Genomic DNA, 26,910 nt, shown 5'->3' on the forward strand with positions numbered 1-26,910 from the left:
CCCATTCTCGATAGTCTATTTTTCCAAGTTTGTACCATACAAGCGGGTGCATAAAGTAGTCCATGCAACGAGATTCGTTGCATGCGGTCGACCCAGAATCCTGCGCTGCTGAGAGCATTTGCAGCTGAGCTAAAGGCTCGGCGGTCAGCTCTTGGTTTCAATCAGGAAGAATTGGCATTCGCGGCGGGTCTCAACCGCACATTCGTCGCCAAGCTGGAGACGGCGACGACTAGCCCATCACTGACTAGCCTAGTTTTGCTATGCGAAGGTCTGACGGTCGAGCCCGCTGAACTAATGCAATCGTTGATAAAGCGATACAAGAAGGAGCTTCGAGCGAAATCAACGGGATACTGAAGGTCCGACGGTCGGCCCCGCACGACATCGCGAGTGCGGGCCGAAATGCGGATCAGACACGGTCACCCTTCGCTCACCAGCATATGGATCGCTGCGGACGGGGTCCTGTGAAAGACAACCCCGTCCAATATCTATCTATGGAGTTCGATCTCGTGCGTCGACCGCCGTGCTCGAGGTAAATCTCCACAAGGTCGCGTGCCGGTCACCTGCAAGGGACTGCAAAGGCCGCGTTCATCATTTGTGCACATCGCCACTCCGATCGTCGATCGTCGTCTTCCTCCAAGAGTCAGAGAAGCCCGCTAGCAGCACTAACTCGGCGCTCGCCCGGGCTCCAGAGGAGCGGTCGTAGTCGAAGCCCCAGAAATACAAGCACGAGTTGCTGCCCTCATCAGGGAGTGTGTCCATGGCAAGAGGGTACCCGTCGTCAGCGTCGATCACGCTACGGAAAGATGCTTGTCATGCAGCACTGCTGCTAGACATTCTTGGACTCAGCGCCGCACGGCCACTCGCGCAGCACGCCGCGCGGGCGCCCTACCCTTCTTGCACCCAGGAAGGTTTACGACTCTATTGCCCCGTTTACGACTCTATTTGCACGTTTACGACTTTATTAGGTCAGAACACCAGTCGACGCGCTGTCTCCGGATCACTCCACAGTCACGCTCTTCGCCAGATTCCGCGGCTTGTCCACATCGGTCCCCCGCGCACACGCCGTGTGATACGCCAGCAGCTGCAGTGGCACCACGTGCAGGATCGGCGAGAGCGCGCCGTAGTGCTCGGGCATGCGGATCACGTGCAGCCCGTCGCTGCTCTTGATCTTCGTGTCGCCGTCGGCCAGCACGTAGAGCACGCCGCCGCGCGCGCGCACTTCCTGCAGGTTGCTCTTGAGCTTTTCGAGCAGTGCGTCGTTGGGTGCGACGGCCACCACGGGCATCTCGCTCGTCACCAGCGCGAGCGGGCCGTGCTTGAGTTCGCCGGCGGCATAGGCCTCGGCGTGGATGTAGGTCACTTCCTTGAGCTTGAGCGCGCCTTCGAGCGCGATCGGGTAGTGCAGCCCGCGGCCGAGGAACAACGCGTTGTCCTTGCGCGCGAAGTCTTCGGCCCAGCCGATGATCTGCGGCTCCAGCGCCAGCACCGACTGCAGCGCAACCGGCAGGTGGCGCATTTCCTTCAGGTAGCGTGCCTCGTCGGCATCGCTCAGCCGGCCCTTGGCTTGCGCGATGGCGAGCGTAAGCAGGAAGAGGCCCGCGAGTTGCGTGGTGAAGGCCTTGGTCGATGCCACGCCGATTTCGACGCCTGCGCGCGTGATGTACGCCAGCTTGCACTCGCGCACCATCGCGCTGGTGGCGACGTTGCAGATGGTCAGCGTCTGTTCCATGCCGAGCGAGCGCGCATGCTTCAGCGCGGCCAGCGTGTCGGCGGTTTCGCCGGACTGACTGATGGTGACGACCAGCGTCTTCGGGTCGGGCACGGAGTCGCGGTAGCGGTATTCGCTCGCGATCTCGACCTGCGTGGAAATCTTCGCGATGCCTTCGAGCCAGTACTTGGCGGTGCAGCCGCTGTAGTAGCTGGTGCCGCAGGCGAGGATGAGGATCTTGTCGATGTCCTGGAACACGCGGTAGGCACTGGCGCCGGTCGCACCGTCCTGGCCGATGCCGTCGAACAGCTCGGGCACGATGCCTGCCACGCCTTCGAGCGTGTCGCCGATGGCGCGCGGCTGCTCGAAGATTTCCTTCTGCATGTAGTGGCGGTACGGGCCGAGCTCGGCCGCGCCGCTGTGGGCGAGCACGGTGCGCACCTGGCGGGTGACCGGCTTGTGGTTCTTGTCGACGATCCAGTACTTGCCCGGCTGCACGTCGACCACGTCGCCTTCTTCCAGATAGACGATCTGGTCGGTCACGCCGGCCAGGGCCATCGCGTCGCTGGCGAGGAAGTTCTCTGCGCCGTCCTTGCCGGCGCCGAGGATCAGCGGCGAGCCCGCACGCGCACCGACCACGCGCTGCGGCTCGTCGCGGCAGATCACGGCAATGGCGTAGGCGCCGTGCAGTTGCAGCACGGCGGCCTTCACGGCTTCGAACAGGTCACCGTCGTAGAGGCTGTCGACCAAGTGGGCGATAACCTCGGTGTCGGTCTGGCTCTCGAAGGCGTAGCCCTTGGCTTCGAGCGCGGCGCGCAGCGTTTCGTGGTTCTCGATGATGCCGTTGTGCACGAGCGCGATGCGGCCCGGCCGCGCGGTCTGCGCATCGGCGCCGGGGCCGTGGCTGAAATGCGGGTGCGCGTTGTGCACGGCCGGCGCGCCGTGCGTGGCCCAGCGCGTGTGGGCGATGCCGGTGAGGCCCTCGACCTTGTCGTCGCGCACCTGCGCCACGAGATCGGCCACGCGCGAAGTGGTGCGCGCCCGCGTCAGGCCACCGGCATGCACCGCCACGCCGCACGAGTCATAGCCACGGTATTCGAGCCGCTGGAGGCCCTGGACCAGGACCGGAACGATGTTGCGATGGGACGCTGCCCCGACGATGCCGCACATGGTGAGCTGCCTTTGAAAGAAGAAGAGTCTCGATGGTAGGAAGGCATGAAAGAAATATGCATTCGAAATTTTGTTTATTTCGGACTTTTATTTCTCCATTTCTCTGATTTGGACTTTTATTCCATAATTTCTTCCAATATGGAATCAATCTCCCTAGATTCAATCGACCTGCGCCTGCTCGACGCCCTCCAGCGCGATGCCTCGCAAACCAATCAGCGCCTGGCCACCGACGTCGGCATCTCGCCGCCCACCTGCCTGCGCCGCGTGCAGCGGCTGCGCGAAGTCGGCCTGATCGAACGCCAGGTCGCACTGCTGTCGCCCGACCGGCTCGCCACAGTACTGGGCCACGGCCTGCAGGCGGTGATCGAAATCTCGCTCGACCGGCAGGACGCCGCCTCGCTCGACGCCTTCGAGACGCGCGTGATTGCCGACGACGCAGTGCAGCAGTGCTGGCGCGTGTCGCCGGGCCCGGACTTCGTGCTGGTCGTGGCCGCGCGCGACATGCCCGACTACGGCGCACTCACGCAGCGCCTGTTCACGGCCGACGCGAACGTGCGCAACGTCAAGGCCTTCTTCAGCCTCAAGCGCGCCAAGTTCGAGCCCCGGTTGCCGCTGCGATAAAGCTTTCGTGCCTCTTCGCGGAACACCGCGGAACCGGCTTTGCCGGGCCGCTGGTGTTGCCCCCGGCAGGGGGTTGGCGAAGCGACACGAAGTGCGCGCAGCCTGGGGGCGAGCCTATTTCTTCTGAGGGCGCTTCCAGTTCGGAAAACTCACCTGCTTGCCCCGCGCCACGGTCAGCGCCCCCGGCTCGGTCGACTTGTTGATGGTCGAGCCGCCGCCGATGGTGCCGCCCGCACCGATGGTTATGGGCGCCACCAGCACGCAGTTACTGCCCACGTGCACGTCGTCGCCGATCACGGTGCGGTGCTTGTTGGCGCCGTCGTAGTTGGCGGTGATGCTGCCCGCCCCATAGTTCACTCGCTCGCCCACGGTGGCGTCGCCCAGGTAGGCCAGGTGGTTGGCCTTGGCGCCGGCAGCCAGCGTCGAGTTCTTGACCTCTACGAAATTGCCGATGTGTACCTCGGCACCCAGCTGTGCGCCGGGCCGCAGCCGAGCGAAGGGGCCGATGAGCGAGCCCGCGCCCACCGTCACGCCGGCCTTCTCGCCCTCGATATGCGTGAACGGATGAATCACCGCGCCCGCCTCGATGCGCGCATTGGCAATGACGCAGTTCGCGCCGATGCGCACGCCCTCGCCCAGCGACACCATGCCTTCGAACACGCAATTGACGTCGATCTCCACGTCGGCCCCGCAATCCAGCGTGCCGCGCAGGTCGAAGCGCGCCGGGTCGGCCAGGCGCACGCCCTGCTCCATCAGCGCATTCGCCTGGCGCAGTTGCCAGGCGCGCTCGAGCGCCGCGAGCTGGGCCGGGCTGTTGATGCCGGCCACCTGCAGTGCATCGGTGGTGATGTGCGCGACCACGGGCACGCCGTCGGCGGCGGCGAACTTCACCACGTCGGTCAGGTAGTACTCGCCCTGGGCGTTCTTGTTGTCCAGCCGCGCAAGCCAGCCCTTGAGCAGGCGCGCGGGCACGGCCATCACGCCGCTGTAGATCTCGCGCACGGCGCGCTGCGCTTCGGTGGCGTCCTTGTGCTCGACGATGGCGGTGACCTCGCCTTGCCCCGCTGCGCGGATGACGCGGCCGTAGCCGCTCGGGTCGTCGAATTCGATGGTCAGCAGCGCCAGCTTGCTGCCCGCGCTGGCCGCGATGAGCGCGCGCAGCGTGTCTTCGCCGATCAGCGGCACGTCGCCCGACAGCACGACCACCGTGCCGTCATCCGGCAGCAGCGGCGCGGCCTGCTGCACTGCGTGGCCGGTGCCGAGTTGCGGCTCCTGGCGCGCAAAGCGCAGCGTGGCGCCCTCGATGCCGCTGTTCAGCGAGGCCTCGACTTCGGCCGCGCCATGGCCGGTGATGACCACCACGTCGCGCGCGCCGATGCGTGCGGCGGTGCCCGTCACATGGGCCAGCAATGCGCGGCCGCCCAATCGATGCAACACTTTGGGCAGTCTGCTTTTCATGCGCGTGCCCTTGCCGGCCGCCATGATGACGACGTCGACCGGCCCCCGGCTGTCTTGTTGCGGAGTCTGATTCATGCGTTTTTCTTCCCGATTTCGTTGCGCTGCAGTGGCGCGAATTATCGGCGTGCTGCTCATCGCCGCCGCCCTGGGCGCCTGCAGCGCGATCAAGCTGGCTTACAACAACCTGCCCACGGTGAGCTACTGGTGGCTCGACGGCTACCTGGACTTCGACGGCGCGCAGACCCCGAAGGTGCGCGACGAGCTCGACCAGCTGCTGGCCTGGCACCGCCAGAACGAGCTGCCGCGCATCGCCTCGCTGCTGCAGGAAGCGCAGGCGCTGGCGCCGGGCGAGGTGACGCAGGAGCAAGTCTGCGCCATGGCCGACCGCATCCGCGAGCGCCTGCTGGCCGTTACCGAACGCGCCGAGCCCGCCGGCACCGAGCTGGCGCTGAGCCTGACCGACGCGCAACTGCAGCAGCTGGAGCGCAAATACGCGAAGAACAACGCCGAGTACCGCAAGGACTGGCTCGACCGCACCCCGGCGCAGGTGCAGGAAAAGCGCTACGACCAGTTCCTCGACCGCACCGAAGACTTCTACGGCCGCCTCAGCACGGAGCAGCGCGAGCTGCTGAAGCAGCAGGTCGCGCAGTCGGTGTTCGAACCACGGCTGGCGGACGCCGAGCGACGCAAGCGCCAGCAGGAGGCGCTGGTGCTGCTGCGCGGCTTCGTGGCCAGCAAGCCGTCGCCGGCCGAGGCGCGCGCGGCGCTGCATGGCTACATCCAGCGCATCGCCGAACCACCGCCCGGACCCTGGCGCGACCAGCAGCAGGCCTTGCTGCAGGAGGGTTGCCGCAACACGGCGGCGCTGCACAACGGCACCACGGCCAGCCAGCGCGCGCAGGCGGTGCGCCGGCTGCAGGCCTACGAGAGCGACCTGCGCCAGCTGGTGGCCACGCGCTGAAGGCCGTGTGGCGGATCAGATCAGCGGCGTAGGCCGCATCGGGCGTTCGAAGTAGTCGCCCAGCGTTTCCAGCGCGTGCGGCTCCATGATGCGCAGCCAGCCGGCGTCGATCTTGTAGAGCCCCAGCCGCTGCAGCCGCCGCAGCGTCTTGTTGGTGTGCACCAGCGACAGCCCCAGCGCATCGGCGATGTGCTGCTGGTTGAACGGAAACTCGACCCAGCCGTCGCGCACCATGCCCACGCGCTGCGCGCGGCGATACAGGTGCATCAGCAGCATGGCCACGCGCTCGCCGGCATTGCGCCGGCCGGTGGTGACGAGGTTGTCATCGACCATCTTTTCCTCGCGCGCTGCAAGCCAGGTGATGTCGTAGCCCAGCTTGGGCTGGGCATGGAACAGGTCCCACAGCCGGTCGCGCGAGAAGGCGCACAGCGTGACGTCGGTCACCGCCTCGACGCCGTGCGTCTGGCCCTCGGCGAACTCATCCTGCAGGCCGAGGAAATCGCCGGGCAGCAAGAAGCTCAGTATCTGCCGCCGGCCGTCGCTCAGCGTCTTGTAGCGGAAGGCCCAGCCTGAATAGAGGGTGAAGAGCTGCGGGCTCGGCCGGTGCTCGTCGATGATCGAACTGCCCGCCTCCACGCGCCGGGTGCCGACGCGGAAAGACTGGATGGCCTGCAACTCTTCGCCGGCAGGCGGCAGGAAGGCATCGAGCCGTCGCAATGCGCACTGGTCGCACGAATTCACGCCCTGGGGAGGCGCTGCGGCAGCGGGGTAGTCCTCGAATTTCACGCTTTACTATAGGCGCTTCGCCTGTGTCTTTTGACATTTCGCGGCGTCCCGGGGCTGCCTACACTCCGCACCGCTTTCCTCCCCAAGACGCATGACAGAAGACCCAAGGCTCCCGCTCTACGAAGTGCTTTACTGCAGCACGCTCGCCCAGGACCTGCCCCCGGGCACCGTGGGCTCGATCACCTCCCGGGCGCGCATGCGCAACGCGGAGCGCGACATCACCGGCCTGCTGGTGTTCGACGGGCAGCGTTTCTGCCAGCACCTGGAAGGCCCGCCCGAAGCCATCGACGCGCTGATGCAGCAGATCGAGGAAGACCCGCGCCATGTCGACGTCAGGGTGGTCTACGAAGCTCCGCTGGCGGCCCGGCGCTACAGCGGTTTCGGCATGGGGCTGGCCGAATGCGAGGGCCCCGACCTGATGGCCGGCGTGCATGTGCTGCTTGGCGAGGCGGCGCTGCGGCACTTTCTGGCCCTGGTGCCCAGCTTCGACATCAACGGTTGAATTGGACTGAACGGGCGGCCGCCCGACGGCCCTACCCCAAAAGACGCTTCAAAAAGAAAAAGGCGGCCGAGGCCGCCTTTTCAGCACTTGGAGGGAAAACAATCGCTCAGGCGTTGTCCCAGCTGTAGGTCGCGCCGTAGCCGTCCCACGCCTCCATGACGATGCGCTGGCCCGCGGCCACCGTCAGCGATTCGCCGGGTGCGAGCACCAGGTCTTCGCTGGGGTTCTTGAGCGTGGCATCGGGCGTGATCCACACCCGGCCCTGCTTGACCCGCAGAATGCTGGCCGCCCGCGCCTTCAGGCTCATCGCCTCGCCGGGCGCGATCTGCCAGGCACCACGACGCACGGCCGGCGGAACGGCGGCGGTGCGGGCGGGAACGGACAGGGACGAGAGCGATTCGGTGGTGCAGACGGCGGTGGACATGATGTAACTCCTTGGCTTTGCCGAAGCGCTTGTCAGAAAGTGGCAATAGCGCAGTTCGGGAATGAATGATCGTTTCTATGGCGTTGGCGGTCCAATGAAAACGAGGTAGCCTACTGATGCGCGTTTCGCATCAATCGATCCAAACGCCGATTCGCCCTCCAAAGTCATATCCATGCAACATTCGCAAACCCATCTGCGCTCCCGTCCGATCTCCGCCGGGCACCTGCGCGCCTTCGAGGCGGTGGCCCGGCACCTGAACTTCCGCGCAGCAGCGGAAGAAATGGCGCTGACCCAGTCGGCCGTGAGCCGCCAGATCCAGTCGCTGGAAGAAGAGGTGGGCGTGGCGCTGTTCCTGCGCCATACGCGCGCGGTGGAGCTCACGAGCGCGGGGGCACTGCTGCTGCTGGCGGTGCAGCAGTCGCTGCCGCGCATCGACACGGCCGTGCGCCAGATCCGCCAGAGCGCGGGGCGGCAGAGCGTGTCGCTGACCACTTTTGCCTCGTTCGCCTCGATGTGGCTGATCCCGCGGCTGGAGGCCTTCCAGCGCGACAACCCCGAGATCGACATCCGCATCGACGCCAGCGACGTGGCGGTCGACCTCGAAGTGGCCGACGTCGACATCGCCCTGCGCTACGGCCCGCGCGAGTCCATGACGGCCGGCGCGGTGCGCCTGTTCGGCGAAACGCTGACGCCGGTGGCCAGCCCCTGGCTGCTGAAGAGCAGCCCGCCCATCAAGACACCCGCCGACATCACCCAGTTCACGCTGATCGAGGCCGGCGACGCGCACCGCACGCACCTGGAATGGCTGACCTGGCGCCGCTGGTTCGAGGTGAACGGGCTGGAACGCGCGCAGCCCAAGCGCTGGCTCTATTTCAATTACGCCTACCAGATGGTGCAGGCGGCCCTCACCGGGCAGGGCGTGACGCTGGCGCGAAGCTCGCTCATTGCCGAGAGCCTGGCCAACGGCGACCTGGTCGAGGTGCTGCCGCAGCACCGCATGGATTCGCCGATGTCTTACTGGCTCATTGCCGGGCCGCGCAGTGCGCTGCGGCCGGAAATCAGGGCCTTCTGCGACTGGCTGCTGCTCCAGTCCGAGACCACCCGCCAGACCATCGGCGAGGTGCCCGACCCGGACACCATCGACAACATCGACTGACGCTGGCAGCTCAGCTGGTCGGCCAGACGACTCCGTTGTCGTTGAGGATGGCGTCGAGCGGCAGGTCGTGCGCCTCGGGCTCGAAGTCTTCGAGAAAGCCGTGGGTGAAGCCCAGCCCCACCGTGAACGGCCGCGGCTCGAGCGCCGCCAGCGTGCGGTCGTAGAAACCGCCGCCGTAGCCCAGTCGGTAGCCGCCCGCGCTGTAGCCCACGCAGGGCACGAACAGCAGGGTCGGCACGATCAGCTCGGTGTCCTTGGGCTTGGGAATGCCGTAGGCGTCTTCTTCCATCTGGCAGCCCGGGTACCAGGCATGGAAGGTCAGGGTCTTGTGGACTTTGTCGATCACCGGCAGTCCGATGCGCCGGCGCTGCGTCTCTTCCATGAGTTCGCCGTCTTCCTTCCAGCGGTGCAGGGCGGGCAGCGGATCGAACTCGCCCTTGATGGGCCAGTAGGCGCCTATCACGGTGTCGGGCCGGCCGACCAGCCAGATCCGCATCACGCGCTGCAAAAGGTCTGCGCGTGTCAGCCGGTCGGGCATCGCAAGACGTTGCTCGATGAGTGCCTTCCTCAACTGTTCCTTAAGAAAACTCGCCGTTGCCGAAGTGTCGGCACCCTTTGACTTGTCCATAATCCCCCGATGCAGTTCCCAAGCATTTTGGCACCCAAGCGCCATCGCCCGCGCGTCAACCCGCGCAACGCGGCACCCGCACTCGTTTTTTCCACTGTTCTTGCCCTCGCCGCGTTGCTCTCGCAGCAACCCGCAGCAGCCCAGAGCAACACCAACGACGACGTGCTGATCCAGATGAAGCAGGCCTTCCAGCGCGGCGACAAGGCCCGCCTGACCGCCCTGCTGCCGCAAGCCCGAGGCCATGCACTGGAACCCTGGGCCGCCTACTGGGAACTCAAGGCGCGCCTGCAGGACGCCCCCGCCAACGAAGTGCAGGACTTCTTCGCGCGCTACCCCGGCACCTACCAGGAAGACCGCCTGCGCAACGACTGGCTGCTTCTGCTCGGCCAGCGCCGCGACTGGGACAACTTCACCGCCTCGGTAGACGGTTTCCGCATGGGCGACGACGCGCAGGTGCGCTGCTACGCGGTCCTGGTCGACTCGCTGCGCACCGGCACCGCCACGCAGGCACAGGCCGACGAAGTGCGCCGCAACTGGTTTGCCCAGAAAGACCTGGACGACGGCTGCCTCACCGCCGCCGACCGCATGGTCGCCGCCCGCCTGATGTCGACCAACGACGCCTGGAAGAAGGCGCGCCTGGCCATCGAGGCCAACCGCCCCCAGGCCGCACGCGCCGCCGTCACCATCGCCGCGCCCGACGCGCTGCCGCTGTTCGAGGAGCTCAACGCCAGCTCGGCCAAGTTCCTGACCGGCCGCGCCTTCGTGGCCGCCAAGTCGCGCAAGGAGCTGGTGGTGCTCGCGCTCATCAAGATCGCCATTGCCGATCCCGAACTCGCCGCCTCTCAACTCGACAGCAAGTGGGGCCCGATGCTCTCCGCCGAGGAGCGCAACTGGCTCTGGGGCACCATCGGCCGCGCCGCCGCGCTGAAGCTCTGGCCACAGGCCGGCACCTATTACGCCAACGTCACGAAGAACAGCGACCTGTCCGACGACATGCTCGGCTGGCGCGTGCGCGCCGCCCTGCGCGCCGGCCAGTGGAAAGAGGTGGCGCCCGCCATCAACGCCATGAGCGAAACCGCCCAGCTCGAGCCGACCTGGGTCTACTGGAAGGCCCGCGCCCTGGCCAGCGCCGGCGGCGACGAACGCCGCGCGCAGGCCCGCGACCTCTACCAGAGCATCGCCGGCTCGCGCGGCTTCTACGAGATGCTGGCGCTCGAGGAACTCGGCCAGCGCACCATGGTGCCCACCCGCCCCGACCCGCTCACGCCCGAGGAAAAAGCCGCCGCGCGCAACAACCCGGCGCTCGCCCGCGGCCTCTACGCCATCGCCATCGGCCTGCGCCCCGAAGGCACGCGCGAGTGGAACTACGCCACCAACCTGCACGACAAGGGCGGCATGGACGACCGCGCGCTGCTGGCCGCGGCCGACTTCGCCTGCCAGCGCGAGGTGTGGGACCGCTGCATCAACACCAGCGAGCGCACCAAGGGCGTGGTCGACGTGGAGCAGCGCTTTCCCATGCCCTTCCACGACACGGTGCTGCGCAAGAGCCAGGACATCGGCCTCGACCCGGCCTACGTGTACGGCCTGATCCGCCAGGAAAGCCGCTTCATCATGGACGCGCGCTCGGGCGTCGGCGCCTCGGGCCTGATGCAGGTCATGCCCGCCACCGCGCGCTGGACGGCCCGCAAGATCGGCATGAACGACTTCTCGCCCGGCCAGATCAACGACCGCGAGACCAACATCACCATCGGCACCAACTACCTGAAGCTCGCACTCGACGACTTCGACGGGTCGATGGCGCTGGCGGCCGCCGCCTACAACGCCGGCCCGGGGCGCCCGCGCAGCTGGCGCAACGGCCCGGTGCTCGACGCCGCCATCTGGGCCGAGAACGTGCCGTTCAACGAGACACGCGACTACGTGAAGAAGGTACTGGCCAACACCACCAACTACGCGGCCATCATCAGCGGCCGGCCGCAGTCGCTGAAGGAACGCCTGGGTCGCATTGGCCCGCGTGACGCGGCTGAGCCGGAGCCCAACAAGGACCTCCCCTGAGATGAGCTGGCGCGACGAGGTGCTCGACACCCTCGCATCCGAGTTCTCGGACGTGAGCGACGTCGCGCAGCTCACCCGCATCGTGCTGCGCCTCACGCTCGCTGGCGCCCTCGGTTTCGTGCTCGGCTTCGAGCGCGAGCAGCAGGGCAAGGCGGCCGGCGTGCGCACCCACATGCTGGTGGCCATCGGCTCGGCGATGTTCGTGCTGATCCCGCAGCAGACCGGCATCGTGCCGGCCGACATGAGCCGCGTGATCCAGGGGCTGGTGGCGGGCGTGGGCTTCCTGTGCGCCGGCACCATCCTCAAGCAGGGCAAGGACGAGAGCCATGTGCAGGGCCTGACCACCGCCGCGGGCCTTTGGATGACGGCCGCCATCGGCATGGCCTGCGGACTCGGCCGCGAGGTGACCGCCGTGGTGAGCGCGCTGCTGGCTCTCGCCGTGCTGGCACTGGTGCCGCGCCTCGTGAGCGTGATCGAGCGCGTGGCCGGTCCGAAGAAGAACGACGACACCCGCGAGCGCTGAACGCGCTGCCGCATCAATTCGCGCTGCCTTCGGCATCAATCGCCGCACCGCGTCCGGCTAGCATCGAAGACCCCCTTTTTGAACCACCGCAACGGACCGGAGATCCCTCTCATGCGCAAGCTCTATGTCGGCAACAAGAACTACTCGTCGTGGTCCATGCGGCCTTGGGTACTGATGAAGCAGGCCGGCATCGATTTCGAGGAAGTCGTGGTGCGCTTCGATTCGTTCGAGGCCGATTCGCAGTTCAAGCACACCATCGCCGCGCTGAACCCGGTGGCCAAGGTGCCGGTGCTGGTGGACGACGGCCTCGTCGTCTGGGACACGCTGGCCATCGCCGAATACCTCGCCGAGACCTTCCCCGAAAAGCAGCTCTGGCCCCGGTCCGCGGCTGACCGTGCACGCGCCCGCAGCGTCTGCGCCGAGATGCACTCGGGCTTCGGCGGACTGCGCAACCATTGCGGCATGAACATCGAAGCCTCGCTGCCCGAGGTGGGCGCCCGGCTGCTGAAGGAAGTGCCCGAAGTCGCCAGCGACCTCGCGCGCATCGTGCAGATGTGGAGCGGCCTGCTCGACACGCATGGCGGCCCGATGCTGTTCGGTACCGGATTCGGCATCGCCGATGCCTACTTCGCGCCCATCGGCACGCGCATCAAGACCTATGGCCTGCCGGTGCCGACGCATATCACGGCCTACATCGAGCGCGTGCAGGCGCTGCCGGGCGTCAAGGCCTGGATCGACGATGCACTGGCGGAGAAAGATTTCCTGCAGTTCGAAGAGCCCTATCGCACGGGGCGTTAGGGTCTTCGAAGCAGGTGGGGCGGATCAGAACCGGTAGGTTGCCGCCACGTAGGTGACGATCGGGTTCAGCTTCAGGCTGGCTTCGCTATTGGCCACCGGCAGGCCGTAGATCGAGGTCGTCGTCAGCTTGGCCTTGGTCTTCAGCGGGATGTACGACACCGAGAACGAGACGCCCCAGTGCTTGTCGAACTGGTAGGCCGCGCCCACGTTGATCACCGGCGCGAACTTGCTGTCGAGCTTGGCCGTGGTGTTCACAGCGAACGGCGACTGGTGGAACTGGCCAGCCAGTGCGCTCTGCAGGTTCGAGGTCAGCTTGACGTCGCTGTACCAGACGTAGGTGGCGCCCAGACCCACGAACGGCCGGAAGGCGTCGGTGCCCTCGTTGAAGAAGTACTTGCCCAGGATCGTCGGGCTCCACTGGCGCGCCTCGCCGAGTTGTCCGACGCGGCCGAGGGTGCCGGTGCCGTTGAGCTTGAACTTCGGCGGCACGCCGAACACGCCTTCCACCGCCCAGTGGCTGTCGAGGAAATAGGTGGCGTTGAGACCCACCGTGTCGGAATCGCTCACGCTGGCACCCGAGCCGGCCAGCACGCTCGGAATGGGCGAGGTCACGGTCAGCGGCTTGCTGGAATCCTGTGGTGACAGATGGAACCAGCCCGCGCCGACGACCCAGTCGCCCGCCTGCTGCGCCATCGCGCTTCCGGATGCCAAGGCACCCAGAGCCGCCAGCGCAAACATTGTTTTCTTCATGATGTGAATTGCTCCTTTGGTTGACATATCCCTCTACGGATGCGGGCGTCGACTTGTGACTGCCGCTGAATTTCGTCCGATGAACGAACGATTTCCCGGTCCGCTCCGGGGATTATCGAACGACCGTTCTATTTTTTGGTACCGGGAGTATCCCTACACTGCACTTATGAAAATTTTTCTCGTTGGAGGTGCACTTCGCGACCGCCTGCTGCAGCGGCCGGTGTCCGACCATGACTGGCTGGTGGTCGGGGCCACGCCCGAAGAAATGGTGGCCCGCGGCTACCTGCCCGTGGGACGCGACTTTCCGGTGTTCCTGCACCCCGAGACGCGCGAGGAGTACGCGCTGGCCCGCACCGAACGCAAGAGCGCGCCGGGCTACCGCGGCTTCACCGTGCACGCCGCGCCCGATGTCACGCTGGAGCAAGACCTCGCGCGCCGCGACCTGACCGTCAACGCCATTGCGCTGCCGGCCGAGCTGGTGAGCGCCGACGGCCACTTCGACCCCACGCCTGCCACGCTGGCCGACCCCTTCCACGGCCAGCGCGACCTGCGCGACAAGGTGCTGCGCCACGTGACCGACGCCTTTCGCGAAGACCCGGTGCGCATCCTGCGCGTGGCGCGCTTCGCGGCACGCTTCGACGACTTCAGCGTCGCCCCCGAAACCATGGCGCTGATGCGCGAGATGGTCGCCGCCGGCGAGGTCGATGCGCTGGTGGCCGAGCGCGTGTGGCAGGAGCTGTCGCGCGGCCTGATGGAAACACGCCCCTCGCGCATGTTCAAGGTGCTGCGCGAATGCGGTGCGCTGGCCGTGCTGCTGCCCGAGCTCGACGGCGGCACGCAAACAACGATGGCAGTCATCGATGCCAGCGCCCGCCTGCAGGCCTCGCTGGCGGTGCGCTTCGCCTGCCTCATGCGCAACGAGAGCGTCAAGCAGCTGCAGCAGGTGTGCGACCGCTGGCGCGTGCCGGTGGACATCCGCGAGCTGGCCGAGGTGGTGGCGCGCGAGCACGGCCACATCGACGGCAGCGACGCGCTGGACGCCACGGGGCTGGTGCGCCTGCTGGAGCGCTGCGACGCCTTCCGCAAGCCCGCGCGCTTCGCCGAGGCGCTGCTGGCCTGCGAATGCTATGCGCGCGGCCGGCCCGGCTCCGGCGATGCGCCCTACCCGCAGCGCGAGCGCCTGCTCGCCGTGCTGGCGACGGCAGCGGCCGTGGTCACCGATGTGGTGGCCAAAGCCGCCCAGCAGTCCGGCGCCACCGGCCCGAAGATCGGCGAGGCGATCCACCAGGCCCGGGTCGAAGCCGTCGCGGCATCGCTGTCCGCCAGGGCATGACTTCTGGCACTTCCCGGAGCAGACCCGGCCGATAGCATCGACCGGGTGAATGCCACCGCGCCGAAGCCCGCACTCGAATCCGACGCTTCCCAGCATCCGACCGATCCATCCGCCGGGCCGGACGACCTGAGCCTGCGCGTGCTGCGCGAGCACGTGGCCTCGGTGTACGCGGCCTACAACGCATCGGTGTTCGTGCACTTCGGCCTGGGCGCGGCGCTCGGCGCCGCCATGTACGTGCACCAGCCCCGCCTGTGGATCCTGGCCTGGATGGCGGCCCACCTGTCGTTCGGCCTCGTCCTCTTCTTCATGCCGCGCTGGCACGAGGGCGTGCCGCTCGCGGACACGACGCGCTGGGCGCGCCGGCATTCGCGCACCGTCACTGCCGTGAGCATGGCCACGGCCACCGCGCCGCTGCTGTTCATCTCGGCCGGCGACCTGCCCGTGACCTCGGTGGTAACGGTGGTCATCATCGGCAGCTGCGCCCGGGCCATGCAGCTGCTGTGGCCGCTCAAGCCCGCGCTGTACGGCTACACCCTGCCGATGATGCTGAGCCTGATCGCCGCACTGGCCTGGCAGGGCGACGCCCTGCACTTCTTCCTCGCGGTGTTCAGCCTGGGCTACCTGCTGTTCACGCTGCGCGTGGGCGACCAGCAGCACAAGCTGCTGACCGACTCGCTGGTGCTGCGCTTCGAGAACGAGGCGCTGGCCACGCAGCTCGGCAAGCAGATTGCCGTCGCCGAACGCGCCAGCGCCGAGAAGACGCGCTTCCTCGCCACCGCCAGCCACGACCTGCGCCAGCCGCTGCATGCCATCGCCCTGTTCGGCGCCGCGCTGGAGAACGAGCTGCGCGAGCACCATGGCGGGCGCAACGCGCAGCGGCTGATGCGCGCGGTGAATGCACTGGGTAATTCGCTGGACACCATGCTCGACGTGTCGCGCCTCGACGCTGGCGTGGTCATGCCGGCCGTCGGGCCTGTGTCGCTGGACGCGCTGTTCCGCTCGCTCAACCACATGTTCGCGGCGCAGGCCGAGCAACGGCAATTGCAATTGCGGGTGCGCGCCAGCGGCCTGTGGGTGCGCAGCGATCCGCAGCTGCTGTACCGCATGCTCTCGAACCTCGTCGACAACGCGCTGAAGTACACCGCACGCGGCGGCGTTGCCGTGCGGGCCCGTTCGCGCGGCGACATGGTGTGGATCGAAGTGCTCGACACCGGCATCGGCATCGCGCCCGAGCAGCACGAGCGCGTGTTCGAGGAATACTACCAGGTGCAGAACCCGGGCCGCGACCGCGCGCAGGGCCTGGGCATCGGCCTGTCGATCGTGCAGCGGCTCTCGCGCCTGCTGCAGCATCCGGTGCAGGTGAAGTCGCGCCTGGGCGGTGGCTCGCGCTTCCGCATCCAGCTGCCGGCCGCGGCGCCCCTGGTGGCCGACGTCGAGCCGGCCGCAGCTTTCCGCAGCACCGCTGCTTCGCCCGAGGCGGTGATCCATGCGACACGCGCACGCGTCCTGCTGATCGACGACGAAGCGGAGATCCGCGAGGCCATGACCGGCCTCTTCCACGCCCACGACCTGGCCGTGGACGCCGTGGCCAGCGAAACCGAAGCCGTCGAGGTGCTGGGCCGGCCCGATGTGCAGGAGCGGCCCTTCGCACTGCTGATGTGCGACTACCGCCTTTCCAACGGCGACAACGGCCTCGATGTCGGCCTGAGGCTGCAGCGCCGCTTCGGGCTGCAGGCACCGCTGATGCTGGTGACCGGCGAGACCTCGCCCGAGCGGCTGCAGCACGTGCGCGCCTCCGGGGTGCCGGTGCTGTTCAAGCCGGTGAACGCCGCGGCGCTGCTGCGTGCGCTTGCCGATGTGGTGCCCAAGGCCGCCTGATTCACGGCCCTGACCTCGACGCACGTCCGGTTTTGGCCGACACGCGCATGCTTCGACGCGTGTTAAGGTTTTTCCCGATGCCAAAGTCCTCCAGCAACTTGCAGTTGCCTCCTCCGTTGGGCCGGGATGCAGCCCTCTTCCTCGACTTCGACGGTACGCTGGTCGGGCTTGCGCCCACGCCTGAAGCCATCGAGATTCCGCCTGCCCTCGTGCCCCTGCTGAGCGACCTGCGCGACCAGCTCGGCGGCGCGCTTGCCGTGGTGTCGGGCCGCCAGATCGACTCCATCGACCGCTTTCTCGCGCCGCTGCGGCTGCCCGCGGCCGGCGAGCACGGCGTGCAGCGCCGCAACGCCAGCGGCCACACGCAGGAGCAGCGCCCGCCCGACCTCATTCCCATCCTGGAAATTGCCAACGAACTCGCGCGCGTGCACGAAGGCCTGCTGGTGGAGCGCAAGCACGCCGCCATCGCCCTGCACTACCGGCTCGCGCCGCAGCTCGAAGCCGTATGCCGCGACGCGATGTCACGCGCCATCGAAAACCATCCGCAGCTCGAACTCATGCACGGCAAGTTCGTGTTCGAGGTAAAGCCCACGGGCGTCAACAAGGGCATCGCCATCGACGCCTTCATGACCGAGGCGCCGTTCGCGGGCCGCACGCCGGTCTTTCTGGGCGACGACACCACCGACGAGAGCGGCTTTGCGGTAGTGCAGCCGCGCGGCGGCATCGCCATCAAGGTCGGCTCGGGGCCGAGCCTGGCGCTGCACCGGCTCGAATCGCCGCGCGCCGTCTATGAATGGCTGGTGCAGGCACGCGACATGCTGGCGACACAAAAACCCGCAAAAACCAACGAAGAATCCCCGAGGAGCCCCCGATGAGCGAACAACAACTGCCGGTGGCGCCCGAGGATCGCGCCGGCCAGGCGCTGGCAGGCGCGGCCGGCCCGGACGACCGCGCGCCGGCCGACATGCAGGCAGCCGCAGCACCCGGCCCGCGCGGCTTTGCCCCGCCGGCCGAGCCTTCGCTCAACGTCGGCGTGATCGGCAACTGCGCCTACAGCGCACTCATCGACGCGCGCGGCCGTGCCGTGTGGTGCTGCCTGCCGCGCTTCGACGGCGACCCGGTGTTCAACGCCCTGCTGCACCCCGGCGAGGATGCGGGTGCGTGGAGCATCGACATCGAAGACTTCGCCGAGGCCAAGCAGTGGTACGAGCCGAACACGGCCGTGCTGCGCACGCAGCTGTTCGACAGCGCGGGCCAGGGCGTGGAGATCACCGACTTCGCGCCGCGCTTCTACAGCCGCTCGCGCTACTTCCGCCCGCTGATGATGGTGCGCCGCGTGCGGCCGATTGCCGGCGCGCCGCGCATCCGCGTGTCGCTCGACCCGCGCTTCCAGTGGGGCGCCTCGGCGCCGGTGGAGGTCACGCGCGGCAGCAACCACATCCGCTACGTCGGGCCCGACGTGACGCTGCGGCTGAACACCGACGCATCGATCTCGCACATCCTCTCGCGCCAGCCCTTCGTGCTCTCGCGCGAATACAACTTCATGTTCGGCGTGGACGAGACGCTGCTCGACGGCATTGCCGACACCGCGCGCAAGTTCGAGCAGGAAACCATCTCCTACTGGCGCACCTGGAGCAAGCGCCTGGCCATTCCCTTCGAGTACCAGGAGGCGGTGATCCGCGCGGCCATCACGCTGAAGCTCTCGCTGTACGAGGACACCGGCGCCATCGTCGCCGCCATGACCACCAGCATTCCCGAGGCGCCGGGCAGCCAGCGCAACTGGGACTACCGCTACTGCTGGCTGCGCGACGCATTCTTCGTGGTGCGCGCGCTCAATTCCCTGAGCGAAGTGGGCACCATGGAAGACTACCTGCGCTGGCTGGGCAACGTGGTGATCGGCTCGCACGGCGAGCACATCCAGCCGCTGTACGGCATCGGGCTGGAGCGCGAGCTGCCCGAGTCTTTTGTCGAGAACCTGGCGGGCTATCGCGGCATGGGCCCGGTGCGCGTGGGCAACCAGGCGCAGGAGCATTTCCAGCACGACGTGTACGGCAACATCGTGCTCGGCGCGGCGCAGGCCTTTCACGATCACCGGCTGCTCAGCCGCGCGGGGCTGGCGGAGTTTCCGCACCTCGAGGCGGTGGGCGAACAGGCGGTGCGCGTCTACGGCACGCCCGACGCGGGCATGTGGGAGCTGCGCACGCGCGCACGCGTGCACACCAGCTCGGCGCTGATGAGCTGGGCAGCCTGCGACCGGCTCAGCAAGATCGCCCGCGCGCTGCACCTGCCCGAGCGCGCCGCCTACTGGCACGGCCACGCCGCGCGCATGAAGGAAGAGATCCTCGCCAAGTCGTGGTGCGAAGAGCGCCAGGCCTTTGCGGAGAGCTTCGGCGGGCACGAGCTCGACGCGAGCATCCTGCTGATGGTGGAGGTGGGCCTGATCGACGCGCGCGACCCCCGCTTCATCTCCACGGTCGACGCAATGGAAAAGTCGCTGTGCGACGGCCCCTACATGCGCCGCTACGAGGCCGCCGACGATTTCGGCAAGCCCGAGACCGCCTTCAACATCTGCACCTTCTGGCGCATCGACGCGCTCGCCAAGATCGGCCGCAAGGCCGAGGCGCGCCAGATCTTCGAGACCATGCTCGCGGCGCGCAACCCGCTGGGCCTGCTGTCGGAAGACACGCACCCGGTCACGGGCGAGATGTGGGGCAACTTTCCGCAGACCTATTCGATGGTCGGCATCATCAACGCGGCCGTGCGCCTGTCCGCTCCCTGGGATTCGTGCATATGAGCCGTCTAGTCGTCGTTTCAAACCGCGTGGCAGACCCACGCAAGCCGGCAGCCGGCGGACTGGCCGTGGCGCTGGGCGAAAGCCTGCAGCAAAGCGGCGGCATGTGGTTCGGCTGGAGCGGACAGGTCATCGAAGGCGGCCCCACGGGCGAAGGCGAACTGCACCGGCAGCAGGCCGGCAAGGTAACGCTGGCCACCATCGACCTGAGCCGCGAAGACCACGACAGCTACTACCTCGGCTACAGCAACGACGTGCTCTGGCCGGTGTTCCACAACCGGCTCGACCTGGCGCACTTCGACGCCGGCTTCATCGGCGGCTACCGGCGCGTGAACCAGCTGTTCGCACGCAAGCTGCTGCCGCTGCTGAAGGAAGACGACATCATCTGGGTGCACGACTACCACCTGATCCCGCTGGCAGCCGAGCTGCGCGCCATGGGCTGCAGGCAGCGCATCGGCTTCTTCCTGCACATTCCGCTGCCGCCGCAGATCATCACCGCGGCCATCCCGCAGCACGAATGGCTGATGCGCTCGCTGTTCTCGTACGACCTGATCGGCTTCCAGGCGCAGCAGGACGTGCAGCACTTCGAGCACTACGTGCGCAACGAGGCCCACGGCGAGTACCTGGGCAACGACATGTACCGAGCCTACGGTCAGACGGTGCGAAGCAGCGCCTTTCCCATCGGCATCGACGTCGACGAATTCGCGGCGCTCACGCATGCGAAGGAATCGCGCGACATGTACGAGACCATGAAGCGCGAGTATTCGAGCCGCCGGCTGTTGCTGGGCATCGACCGGCTCGACTACTCCAAGGGCATTCCGCAGCGGGTGCGTTCGTTCCGCGAGCTGCTGGCCAACTACCCCGAGAACCGGCGCAGCGCCACGCTGATCCAGATCGCCTCGCCCACGCGCGAGACGGTCGACGCGTATGGCGACATCCGGCGCGAGCTCGAATCGCTCTGCGGTGCCATCAACGGCGACTATGGCGAACTCGACTGGATGCCGGTGCGCTACATCCACCGCATGGTGGCGCGCAAGCGTGTGCCGGGGCTGTGCCGCGCGGCGGCCGTGGGGCTTGTAACGCCACTGCGCGACGGCATGAACCTCGTCGCGAAGGAATACATCGCGGCGCAGGACCCGGCGGACCCGGGCGTGCTGGTGCTGTCACGCTTTGCGGGAGCGGCCGAGCAGCTGAAGGAAGCGTTGCTGGTGAATCCGTACGACACGCACGGCACGGCGGAGACGGTACAGCAGGCGCTACAGATGCCGCTGGAAGAGCGGCGCGAACGGCACCAGAAGCTGCTGTCTCGCATTCGGGAGCAGGACATTCACTGGTGGCGGAATAGCTTTCTCGAGGCGCTGCGGGAAGCGGCTAGCGAACGTTGATTGTTCGGGGTGCGATCACGCCGACGGGGGACATTCGCGGAGGGGAGTACCCGGTGTCATTCGCACGCACCCCGAACAAGCCCCCTACCAGCCAGTAAGCAGACGCACAAAGCGCATCACAGGCCGCGCTTCCACAGGCTCAGAAGCCCTTGAGGCCAGCGGCACGTGCACCCGCAAATGCACCGGCGTCAGCGCAGACACTTCGATCCAGCCGCCGTGCGGCAGCCGATGCACCTCGCCTTCCTCGAGCAGCGTCTCGGCCATGAACACGGTCTCGCCGAACCATCCGGGCGGCGACACGACCCGGGCGCGGCCCTCGGCCAACTGGAGCCAGGCCCCGGCATCGACCGAGGTGCGCAGGGACTGCCCGGGTTCCAGAACGATGGAATCGGGCGCTTGGGAGAGGGTGGTGATCATGGCGAACCTCGGGTGAATGAGGGTTCATCGTAGAAATTCCGTCGCCTAAAAAACAGGCACACGCCATGGCTATTGCGACCGTAACAGCGGTGCCGCCGACGCATCTGTTATGGTCGTTTTCCCTAGCAACTGCATCTGTTTTCGGATGCCCGATACGGGGAACATCGACCCCATGGACTCGCTACCGCTCTACCGCCAGCTCTCCGCGCACTATGTGGACGCGATCCACACCGGCTCCCTCAAGCAGGGCGACAAGCTGCCCTCGCTGCGCAGCCTGATGCGGCTGCACGACATCAGCCTGTCGACCGCGCTGCAGGTCTGCCGCGCGATGGAAAGCGACGGCTGGGTCGAGGCCCGCGACCGTTCGGGCTACTTCGTGCGGCGGCCACAGCGGCTGGCCATCGCGCCGATGGAAGAGCCGATTGCCGACGTGCCGCCCGACCCCGCGCAGTTCGTCAGCATGCGCACACGCATGGCCAACTTCATGGCGCGTGGCCGGCACACGGGCGTGAAGCTCAACTTCGCCATCGCCCGCGCGGCCCCCGAGCTGTATCCCGCCGAGGCCCTGCGCAACTCGATGACGCGCGCACTGCGCCAGCGGCCCGAGCTGCTGACCACCGCCTCGTCGCAAAAAGGCCACGAGCAGTTCCGCGAAGCGCTGGCACAGCGCAGCCTGCGCGTGGGCATGACGGTGCCGCCCGACGAAGTGCTCGTCACCAACGGCTGCATCGAGGCGCTGAACCTCGCGCTGCGCGCCATCGCCAAGCCCGGCGACACGGTAGCCGTGGAGTCGCCCACCTTCTACGGCCTGCTGCAGGTGCTCGAAAGCCTGGGGCTGCGCGCGCTGGAGATTCCGACCAGCCCGCAAACGGGCATCTCCCTGGAAGCGCTCGACCTCGCCATCCACACCTACGACGACATCAAGGCCGTGGTAGTGGTGCCGCACCTGCAGAACCCCATCGGCAGCGTGATGCCCGACACCCACAAGCAGCGGCTGGTGCACCTGTGCGAGAGCCACGGCATCGCGCTGGTCGAAGACGACACCTACAGCGACCTCGTGGAAAGCGACGCGCCGCTGCGCGCGGTGAAGTCGTGGGACCGCACGGGCAACGTGATCTATTGCGCCTCGCTGCACAAGGTGCTGGCGCCGGGGCTGCGGCTGGGCTGGATCACCGCCGGGCGCTGGCACGCGCAGGTGGAAATGCTCAAGTACGCGCAGACCCGCAACAACGAGGCGCTGGCGCAGATTGCCGCGGGCGAGTTCGTCGCGAGCGGCGGCTACGACCGCCACCTGCGCCGGCTGCGCGAGCGGCTGCACGTGCAGCGCGACCAGACGGCGGATGCCATCGCCAAATACTTTCCGTCGGGCACGCGGCTGAACCTGCCGCGCGGCGGGCTGCAGCTGTGGGTCGAGCTACCCGGGCAACGCTCGTCGGTGGACGTGTTCGACGCGGCACTGCGCGAACACATGCTGGTGGCGCCGGGCGCGCAGTTTTCGAACTCGGGGCGCTTCGACAACTACCTGCGCATCAACTGCGGCTGGCCGTATTCGAAGGCGGTGGATGCGGGGCTGCGGCGGCTGGGCGAGATCGTGTCGGCCGTGCGGCCGCCGCACTAGCAGCCAGCCGGCGATTCAGACGATGTAGAACACGACGGCGTCGCGCCTTGCGGCCGCGCCGGCGAAGAAGCGCTTCACGCCTTCCATGAAGCCCTCGAGGTCCCGGGCGCCGTCCTGCCAGACCTTGGCCCAGTAGAGCTCGCTGAACTTCGCCGGCTCGCCGGTGAAGCGGCCCATCAGTTCCGCCACGTCGCGCTGCGCGAGCCGGGCCGCGGTGCGCTCGACGTGGGCGGCCGTGAGATAGATGCAGCCCAGCCCATCGGTGCCGTCGAGCTCTTCGCCGTCCACCGCCTCGGGCAGCAGCGTGCGCACCACGTCCCAGGCCTGCTCCACCGTCTGGCTGTCGTGCGGGCCGCCCTGCGCGGCCGGCGAATGCAGGAAGCCCGACACGGTGGACGGATCGATCACCAGCGCGCGCAGCCGGTAGCGGTCCAGGGCGTAGAAGGCGCCGCCGATGCTCATGTGCTGGGTTCCATGCGTGCGGCGCGAGCGACCGTGGCGAGCACCATGCTCACGCTGTCGATGTTGCGCTGCGCGTTGTCGATGTTTCTGAAGTGGTCGGGCGCGCAGATCTGGTTGAGCAGCAGCGTGCGCTTGAAGTGCATCAGCGCCTGGCGCAAGTCGCCCTCTTCCTGCGCGATCAGGCCCAGGTCGTTGTGGGCGGTTGCGGCCGCCTGGGAAATGCCCCGGCAGCTGCCCTGCTGGATGTCGAGCGAGCGCTCGAACAGCGGCCTGGCCTTGTCGAATTCGCGGCGCGCCATGAACAGGCTGGCGAAGTTGTTGAGCATGTCGGAGTGCAGTTCGGCGTCGCCCTCGCCCGGCGGGAGCTTGTCCAGATGCACGAGGGCGCGCGCGTAGCAAAGCTCGGCTTTGGCGTCCTGGCCGGACTCGGCATAGAGAAACGCCAGGTTGTTGAATGCGCGCACCACGCCATCGCTGGAGCCGCCCCGGGCTTCGGCCACCGCCATGGCGATGGTCTTCTTGTAGAGCGCTTCGGCCTCTTCGGCCCGCCCGGCCGCGGCATGCAGCAGCGCCAGGGTGTTGGTCGGCCCGCGCCGCCAGCTGTCGTCGAGGCCGAGCAGCCCGATCATGGCCAGGGCTTCGTCCGCCGAGGCCTGTGCCTTGTCGTACCACTGCAGCCGGCGGCACAGTTCCGCATAGCTGGCCAGTTGGAGCACCACGGCCCTGTCCGCGCCGCCGTACAGCCGGCGACTGGCGGCGACGGCTTCGGCGCAGAACTTCTCGGCCCGGGGCAGGTCGCCCTGGGCCAGTGCGTCGCGGTAGCGCGCGTCGCGGTCTTCGAGCAGGTTCAGCAGCGCGCCTTCTTCGTCGGATGCAGCGCCGTGGGCCTTGCGTTCGGCGATGCCGGTCAGGGTCAGGTCCAGCGCCTTGCGGGCGATGTCCATGTCTTCCGCCGGCATGCCGATCTTGCGGCCGATGGAAAGGCTTTCCTCCAGGCTGGCCCGGGCCCTGTCGAAGGCCTTGAACTGGTAGCAGGCCTGGCCGAGCATGCACAGCGTCATCGCGAGGTTCTGGTGCGGGCCCTTGAACACGCGGCGCGCGGTGGCGACGATCTGCTCGGCGATGGCGACGGCTCCGGCCCAGTCTTCGGCCTCGGCGGCGGCCACGAAGCGCTCCTGCAGCTTGTTGGCTTCAGCGAGGGCGGCGAAGTCGTATTCCTTGGCCTCCCTTGTCCCGGCGCGACGGGCGCGCTGGCGGGCCGGAGCTTCTTCACCATCTTCGACAGCGGCCCCGTCCTGCTGCTTCATCCGCCGGTAGATCCAGTAGACGTCGAACAGCATCCACGGCAGCACAAGCGCCAGGCCGAAGCGCGATCCCGGCAGGCCGGCGACGCCATACAGCAGCAGCGCCAGTTGCGCCGCGCCGCCCAGGTAGCTCCCGAGATAGAAGCGATGCGCCCCGATGAAGCCGCCCACCAGCCACAGCAGGTAGGCATAGGAGCGACGGCGAGGCAGCAGGGTCATGGTGTTCGCCGGATCGTACGATGTGGCCGTTCAGTCGAGCAGCGCCAGTGCGGCGTAGTCGCCGACCTTGTCGCCCAGGCCGGCGGGCACGAGGCGCACGCCTTGCGTGAGCGGCGGCAGCTTGCCGTCTACATGCGCCTGCAGCCTCGGCAGCAGAAAGTCGCGGTGGTGCCAGAACACGCTGCCGCCCAGGCTGATGCGCTGCAGGTCGAGCGTGGCGATCAGGTTGTAGAGCATGCGGCCCATCACCCTGCACAGCGCGTCGACGATTTCCAGCGAATGCGGCTCGCCGGCCGCGGCCGAGCTGAACAGATCGGCCGCGGGCTGGCCGAAGCGCCGGGCGATCGAGTTGCCGGCAATCAGCCCTTCGACGTCGCCGACGTTGCCGCAGCCGCACAGCGCCCCGCTGGCGTCGTCCACCACGAAGCTGTGACCCGCATGGCCAGCGTTGCCGTTCTTGCCGCGCAGCGCGCGGCCGTCCACGCACAGGCCGACGCCAACGCCGGTGCTCCACGTAACGTAGGCACAATCGTCCAGCCCCTTGAGCGCGCCCCAGTGGCGCTCGGCCTCCAGCGCGGCGACCGCATCGTTCTCGACCCGCACGCGGGCGAAGCGCTTTGCCAGCGGCGCCTCGACCAGCGCGGTCATCCATGTGTTGGGCAGGCCGCGCGCCGGGCCGGCGATGCCGCCGCAGATGTTGGGCGTGGCCAGTTCGACCTTGCCCTCGCGCAGCTCGAAGGGCCCGGCCGACGACACGCCCACGCGGTCGATGGTTGCGGCATCGATGCCTTGCTCCGCGCAGACCTCGTCGATCATCCGCATGATCTGCACCGCCACCGCGTCGTTTTCGCCGGTCTTGGCCGTGGGCTCGCTGCGGCGGCCGATCAGCGGCGCGTCGCTCGAAGCGGAAAGGCTTACGGCCACCTTGGTGCCGCCGATGTCTACGCAGGCTCTCATTGCTGTTTGTCTTTTCTCTACAGAAGACGCGCGACCAGCGCCGCGATCATGCTGAGCACCACGGTGCTGGCAATCGGCAGTTGCCACTCGCGGCCGAAGGCGCGGAACTCGAAATCGCCGGGCAGTCGTCCGAAGCCGAAGCGGCGCAACCAGGCGGTCAGGCCGCTCATGAGCACCAGTGCGAGGACGACGACGATCAGCCAGCGGAACATGTTCGACAGTCTAGGCCGAGAGGATGGCCATCGCTTGCCGGTGGAGTTCGGGTGTTGCCGCCGCAATCACCCGCCCGTCTGACTTCAGCCCCAGCGGCTGGCCCTGCCAGTCGGTGATGACGCCGCCCGCGGCCTCGATCAGACCGGCGGGGCCGAGGTAGTCGTAAGGCTGCAGGCCAGTCTCGACCACGAGGTCGATGGTGCCGCCCGCCAGCTGGGCATAGCCGTAGCAGTCGCCGCCGAAGCGGCGCATCGCGCACTGGCGGCTGAGCCGGTCGAAGGCAGTCCAGTCGGCCGGCGCGAAGATGTCGGGCGAGGTGGTGACGATGCGGGCCTTGGCCACCTCGGTGCAGCCGCTGGCGCGCACGGGCTGGCCGTCGCGCGTGGCGCCCTTGCCGGCCTCGCCGATCCAGCGCTCCTTGAGCACCGGCATGTCGACCACGCCCAGCACGATGCGGCCGCCCTGCAGCACACCGATCAGCGTGCCCCACAGCGGTGAGCCGGTGATGAAGCTGCGCGTGCCGTCGATGGGGTCGAGCACCCAGACGCGCTCTGCATCGAGCCGCTCGGGGCCGTGCTCCTCGCCGTAGATGCCGTCGGCCGGCACGCGCGCACCAAGAATTTCGCGCATGGCCGTCTCCGCGGCGCGGTCGGCCAGCGTGACCGGGCTTTCGTCGGCCTTGGTGATGATGTCCAGCGGCGTACGGAAGTAGTGCATCGACTGCGCTGCGGCGGCATCGGCCAGCGCCTGGGCAATCGACGAAAGATCGGGGGTCGAGGAGCTCATGGGAGAGTGG

Annotated in this window: 26 protein-coding genes; 14 read left to right on the top strand and 12 right to left on the bottom strand. The window is 67.6% G+C overall.

Annotated elements, in window-relative coordinates:
• The first annotated feature begins 81 nt into the window (after positions 1 to 81).
• On the top strand, positions 82 to 354 hold the full coding sequence (locus BLV60_RS15725; protein WP_081502633.1) for a helix-turn-helix domain-containing protein: 273 nt from the start codon (positions 82 to 84) through the stop codon (positions 352 to 354).
• 643 nt (positions 355 to 997) lie between these two features.
• On the opposite strand, the gene glmS is transcribed toward BLV60_RS15725, so the two are convergent.
• Positions 998 to 2,878, bottom strand: a complete 1,881-nt coding sequence (gene glmS / locus BLV60_RS15735) for a glutamine--fructose-6-phosphate transaminase (isomerizing) (protein ID WP_093056097.1) — start codon at positions 2,876 to 2,878, stop codon at positions 998 to 1,000.
• Between the two features lie 138 nt (positions 2,879 to 3,016).
• Here glmS and BLV60_RS15740 point away from each other — a divergent pair, with 138 nt between their 5' ends.
• A complete protein-coding gene (locus BLV60_RS15740) occupies positions 3,017 to 3,499 on the top strand; it encodes an Lrp/AsnC family transcriptional regulator (protein WP_093056099.1) in 483 nt (160 codons plus the stop codon).
• 114 nt (positions 3,500 to 3,613) lie between these two features.
• On the opposite strand, the gene glmU is transcribed toward BLV60_RS15740, so the two are convergent.
• The gene (gene glmU / locus BLV60_RS15745; protein WP_093056101.1) at positions 3,614 to 5,032 is read right to left on the bottom strand and encodes a bifunctional UDP-N-acetylglucosamine diphosphorylase/glucosamine-1-phosphate N-acetyltransferase GlmU; all 1,419 of its coding nucleotides are present in this window, start codon (positions 5,030 to 5,032) and stop codon (positions 3,614 to 3,616) included.
• On the opposite strand from glmU, the gene BLV60_RS15750 reads away from it, so the two are divergent.
• On the top strand, positions 5,031 to 5,918 hold the full coding sequence (locus BLV60_RS15750; RefSeq protein ID WP_093056103.1) for a DUF6279 family lipoprotein: 888 nt from the start codon (positions 5,031 to 5,033) through the stop codon (positions 5,916 to 5,918). The genes glmU and BLV60_RS15750 overlap by 2 nt on opposite strands.
• 15 nt (positions 5,919 to 5,933) lie before the next feature.
• Here BLV60_RS15750 and BLV60_RS15755 read toward each other — a convergent pair whose 3' ends face one another.
• Complete coding sequence (locus BLV60_RS15755) at positions 5,934 to 6,704, bottom strand: Crp/Fnr family transcriptional regulator (protein WP_256216864.1); 771 nt, start codon at positions 6,702 to 6,704, stop codon at positions 5,934 to 5,936.
• Between the two features lie 91 nt (positions 6,705 to 6,795).
• On the opposite strand from BLV60_RS15755, the gene BLV60_RS15760 reads away from it, so the two are divergent.
• A complete protein-coding gene (locus tag BLV60_RS15760; protein WP_093056105.1) occupies positions 6,796 to 7,206 on the top strand; it encodes a BLUF domain-containing protein in 411 nt (136 codons plus the stop codon).
• A 106-nt stretch (positions 7,207 to 7,312) separates the two neighbouring features.
• On the opposite strand, the gene BLV60_RS15765 is transcribed toward BLV60_RS15760, so the two are convergent.
• Positions 7,313 to 7,630 (bottom strand): DUF2917 domain-containing protein, encoded by a 318-nt coding sequence (locus tag BLV60_RS15765; RefSeq protein WP_093056107.1) that lies wholly within the window; start codon positions 7,628 to 7,630, stop codon positions 7,313 to 7,315.
• 172 nt (positions 7,631 to 7,802) lie between these two features.
• On the opposite strand from BLV60_RS15765, the gene BLV60_RS15770 reads away from it, so the two are divergent.
• Positions 7,803 to 8,786, top strand: coding sequence for a LysR substrate-binding domain-containing protein (locus tag BLV60_RS15770; RefSeq protein ID WP_093056109.1), 984 nt, complete (start codon positions 7,803 to 7,805; stop codon positions 8,784 to 8,786).
• Between the two features lie 10 nt (positions 8,787 to 8,796).
• On the opposite strand, the gene BLV60_RS15775 is transcribed toward BLV60_RS15770, so the two are convergent.
• Positions 8,797 to 9,414, bottom strand: coding sequence for a 5-formyltetrahydrofolate cyclo-ligase (locus BLV60_RS15775; RefSeq protein ID WP_093056112.1), 618 nt, complete (start codon positions 9,412 to 9,414; stop codon positions 8,797 to 8,799).
• A 9-nt stretch (positions 9,415 to 9,423) separates the two neighbouring features.
• On the opposite strand from BLV60_RS15775, the gene BLV60_RS15780 reads away from it, so the two are divergent.
• The 3 genes from BLV60_RS15780 to BLV60_RS15790 all read left to right on the top strand — a co-directional run bounded on the left by BLV60_RS15780 (position 9,424) and on the right by BLV60_RS15790 (position 12,787).
• Entirely contained in the window at positions 9,424 to 11,466 is a 2,043-nt protein-coding gene (locus BLV60_RS15780) for a lytic transglycosylase domain-containing protein (protein WP_093056114.1), read from the top strand.
• A gap of 1 nt (position 11,467) precedes the next feature.
• Complete coding sequence (locus BLV60_RS15785; RefSeq protein WP_093056116.1) at positions 11,468 to 11,989, top strand: MgtC/SapB family protein; 522 nt, start codon at positions 11,468 to 11,470, stop codon at positions 11,987 to 11,989.
• A 111-nt stretch (positions 11,990 to 12,100) separates the two neighbouring features.
• A complete protein-coding gene (locus BLV60_RS15790) occupies positions 12,101 to 12,787 on the top strand; it encodes a glutathione S-transferase family protein (protein ID WP_093056118.1) in 687 nt (228 codons plus the stop codon).
• A 24-nt stretch (positions 12,788 to 12,811) separates the two neighbouring features.
• On the opposite strand, the gene BLV60_RS15795 is transcribed toward BLV60_RS15790, so the two are convergent.
• Positions 12,812 to 13,537, bottom strand: coding sequence for an OmpW/AlkL family protein (locus tag BLV60_RS15795; RefSeq protein ID WP_093056120.1), 726 nt, complete (start codon positions 13,535 to 13,537; stop codon positions 12,812 to 12,814).
• Positions 13,538 to 13,703: 166 nt separating this feature from the next.
• Here BLV60_RS15795 and BLV60_RS15800 point away from each other — a divergent pair, with 166 nt between their 5' ends.
• From BLV60_RS15800 to otsA, 5 genes are all read left to right on the top strand, one after another.
• A complete protein-coding gene (locus BLV60_RS15800; protein WP_093056122.1) occupies positions 13,704 to 14,870 on the top strand; it encodes a multifunctional CCA addition/repair protein in 1,167 nt (388 codons plus the stop codon).
• Positions 14,871 to 14,915: 45 nt separating this feature from the next.
• Positions 14,916 to 16,748 (top strand): ATP-binding response regulator, encoded by a 1,833-nt coding sequence (locus BLV60_RS15805; protein WP_093056124.1) that lies wholly within the window; start codon positions 14,916 to 14,918, stop codon positions 16,746 to 16,748.
• Between the two features lie 77 nt (positions 16,749 to 16,825).
• Complete coding sequence (gene otsB, locus BLV60_RS15810) at positions 16,826 to 17,623, top strand: trehalose-phosphatase (RefSeq protein ID WP_093056127.1); 798 nt, start codon at positions 16,826 to 16,828, stop codon at positions 17,621 to 17,623.
• Complete coding sequence (locus BLV60_RS15815; RefSeq protein ID WP_093056129.1) at positions 17,620 to 19,542, top strand: glycoside hydrolase family 15 protein; 1,923 nt, start codon at positions 17,620 to 17,622, stop codon at positions 19,540 to 19,542. Before otsB ends, BLV60_RS15815 begins: the two co-directional genes overlap by 4 nt.
• Positions 19,539 to 20,924, top strand: a complete 1,386-nt coding sequence (gene otsA, locus BLV60_RS15820) for an alpha,alpha-trehalose-phosphate synthase (UDP-forming) (protein WP_093056131.1) — start codon at positions 19,539 to 19,541, stop codon at positions 20,922 to 20,924. The genes BLV60_RS15815 and otsA overlap by 4 nt, the downstream gene beginning before the upstream one ends.
• An 84-nt stretch (positions 20,925 to 21,008) precedes the next feature.
• On the opposite strand, the gene BLV60_RS15825 is transcribed toward otsA, so the two are convergent.
• Entirely contained in the window at positions 21,009 to 21,341 is a 333-nt protein-coding gene (locus tag BLV60_RS15825) for a hypothetical protein (RefSeq protein WP_093056133.1), read from the bottom strand.
• Between the two features lie 172 nt (positions 21,342 to 21,513).
• Between BLV60_RS15825 and BLV60_RS15830 the strand changes: the two genes are divergently transcribed.
• Complete coding sequence (locus BLV60_RS15830; RefSeq protein WP_093056385.1) at positions 21,514 to 22,959, top strand: aminotransferase-like domain-containing protein; 1,446 nt, start codon at positions 21,514 to 21,516, stop codon at positions 22,957 to 22,959.
• 15 nt (positions 22,960 to 22,974) lie between these two features.
• Here the strand turns inward: BLV60_RS15830 and BLV60_RS15835 are convergent, their stop codons facing one another.
• From BLV60_RS15835 to hisN, 5 genes are read right to left on the bottom strand one after another with little or no spacing between them, the layout of a single operon-like run.
• The gene (locus BLV60_RS15835; protein WP_093056135.1) at positions 22,975 to 23,421 is read right to left on the bottom strand and encodes a DUF1877 family protein; all 447 of its coding nucleotides are present in this window, start codon (positions 23,419 to 23,421) and stop codon (positions 22,975 to 22,977) included.
• Positions 23,418 to 24,944: a tetratricopeptide repeat protein gene (locus tag BLV60_RS15840; protein ID WP_093056137.1), complete on the bottom strand. Its 1,527-nt coding sequence runs from the start codon at positions 24,942 to 24,944 to the stop codon at positions 23,418 to 23,420. Before BLV60_RS15840 ends, BLV60_RS15835 begins: the two co-directional genes overlap by 4 nt.
• Positions 24,945 to 24,974: 30 nt before the next feature.
• Positions 24,975 to 25,901 (bottom strand): ROK family protein, encoded by a 927-nt coding sequence (locus BLV60_RS15845; protein WP_093056139.1) that lies wholly within the window; start codon positions 25,899 to 25,901, stop codon positions 24,975 to 24,977.
• A 17-nt stretch (positions 25,902 to 25,918) separates the two neighbouring features.
• The gene (locus tag BLV60_RS15850) at positions 25,919 to 26,113 is read right to left on the bottom strand and encodes a DUF2905 domain-containing protein (protein WP_056509065.1); all 195 of its coding nucleotides are present in this window, start codon (positions 26,111 to 26,113) and stop codon (positions 25,919 to 25,921) included.
• 10 nt (positions 26,114 to 26,123) lie between these two features.
• Complete coding sequence (gene hisN / locus BLV60_RS15855) at positions 26,124 to 26,900, bottom strand: histidinol-phosphatase (RefSeq protein WP_093056141.1); 777 nt, start codon at positions 26,898 to 26,900, stop codon at positions 26,124 to 26,126.
• Between the last annotated feature and the right edge of the window lie 10 nt (positions 26,901 to 26,910).

The organism is Variovorax sp. YR634 (assembly GCF_900106655.1).
Lineage (GTDB): Bacteria > Pseudomonadota > Gammaproteobacteria > Burkholderiales > Burkholderiaceae_C > Variovorax.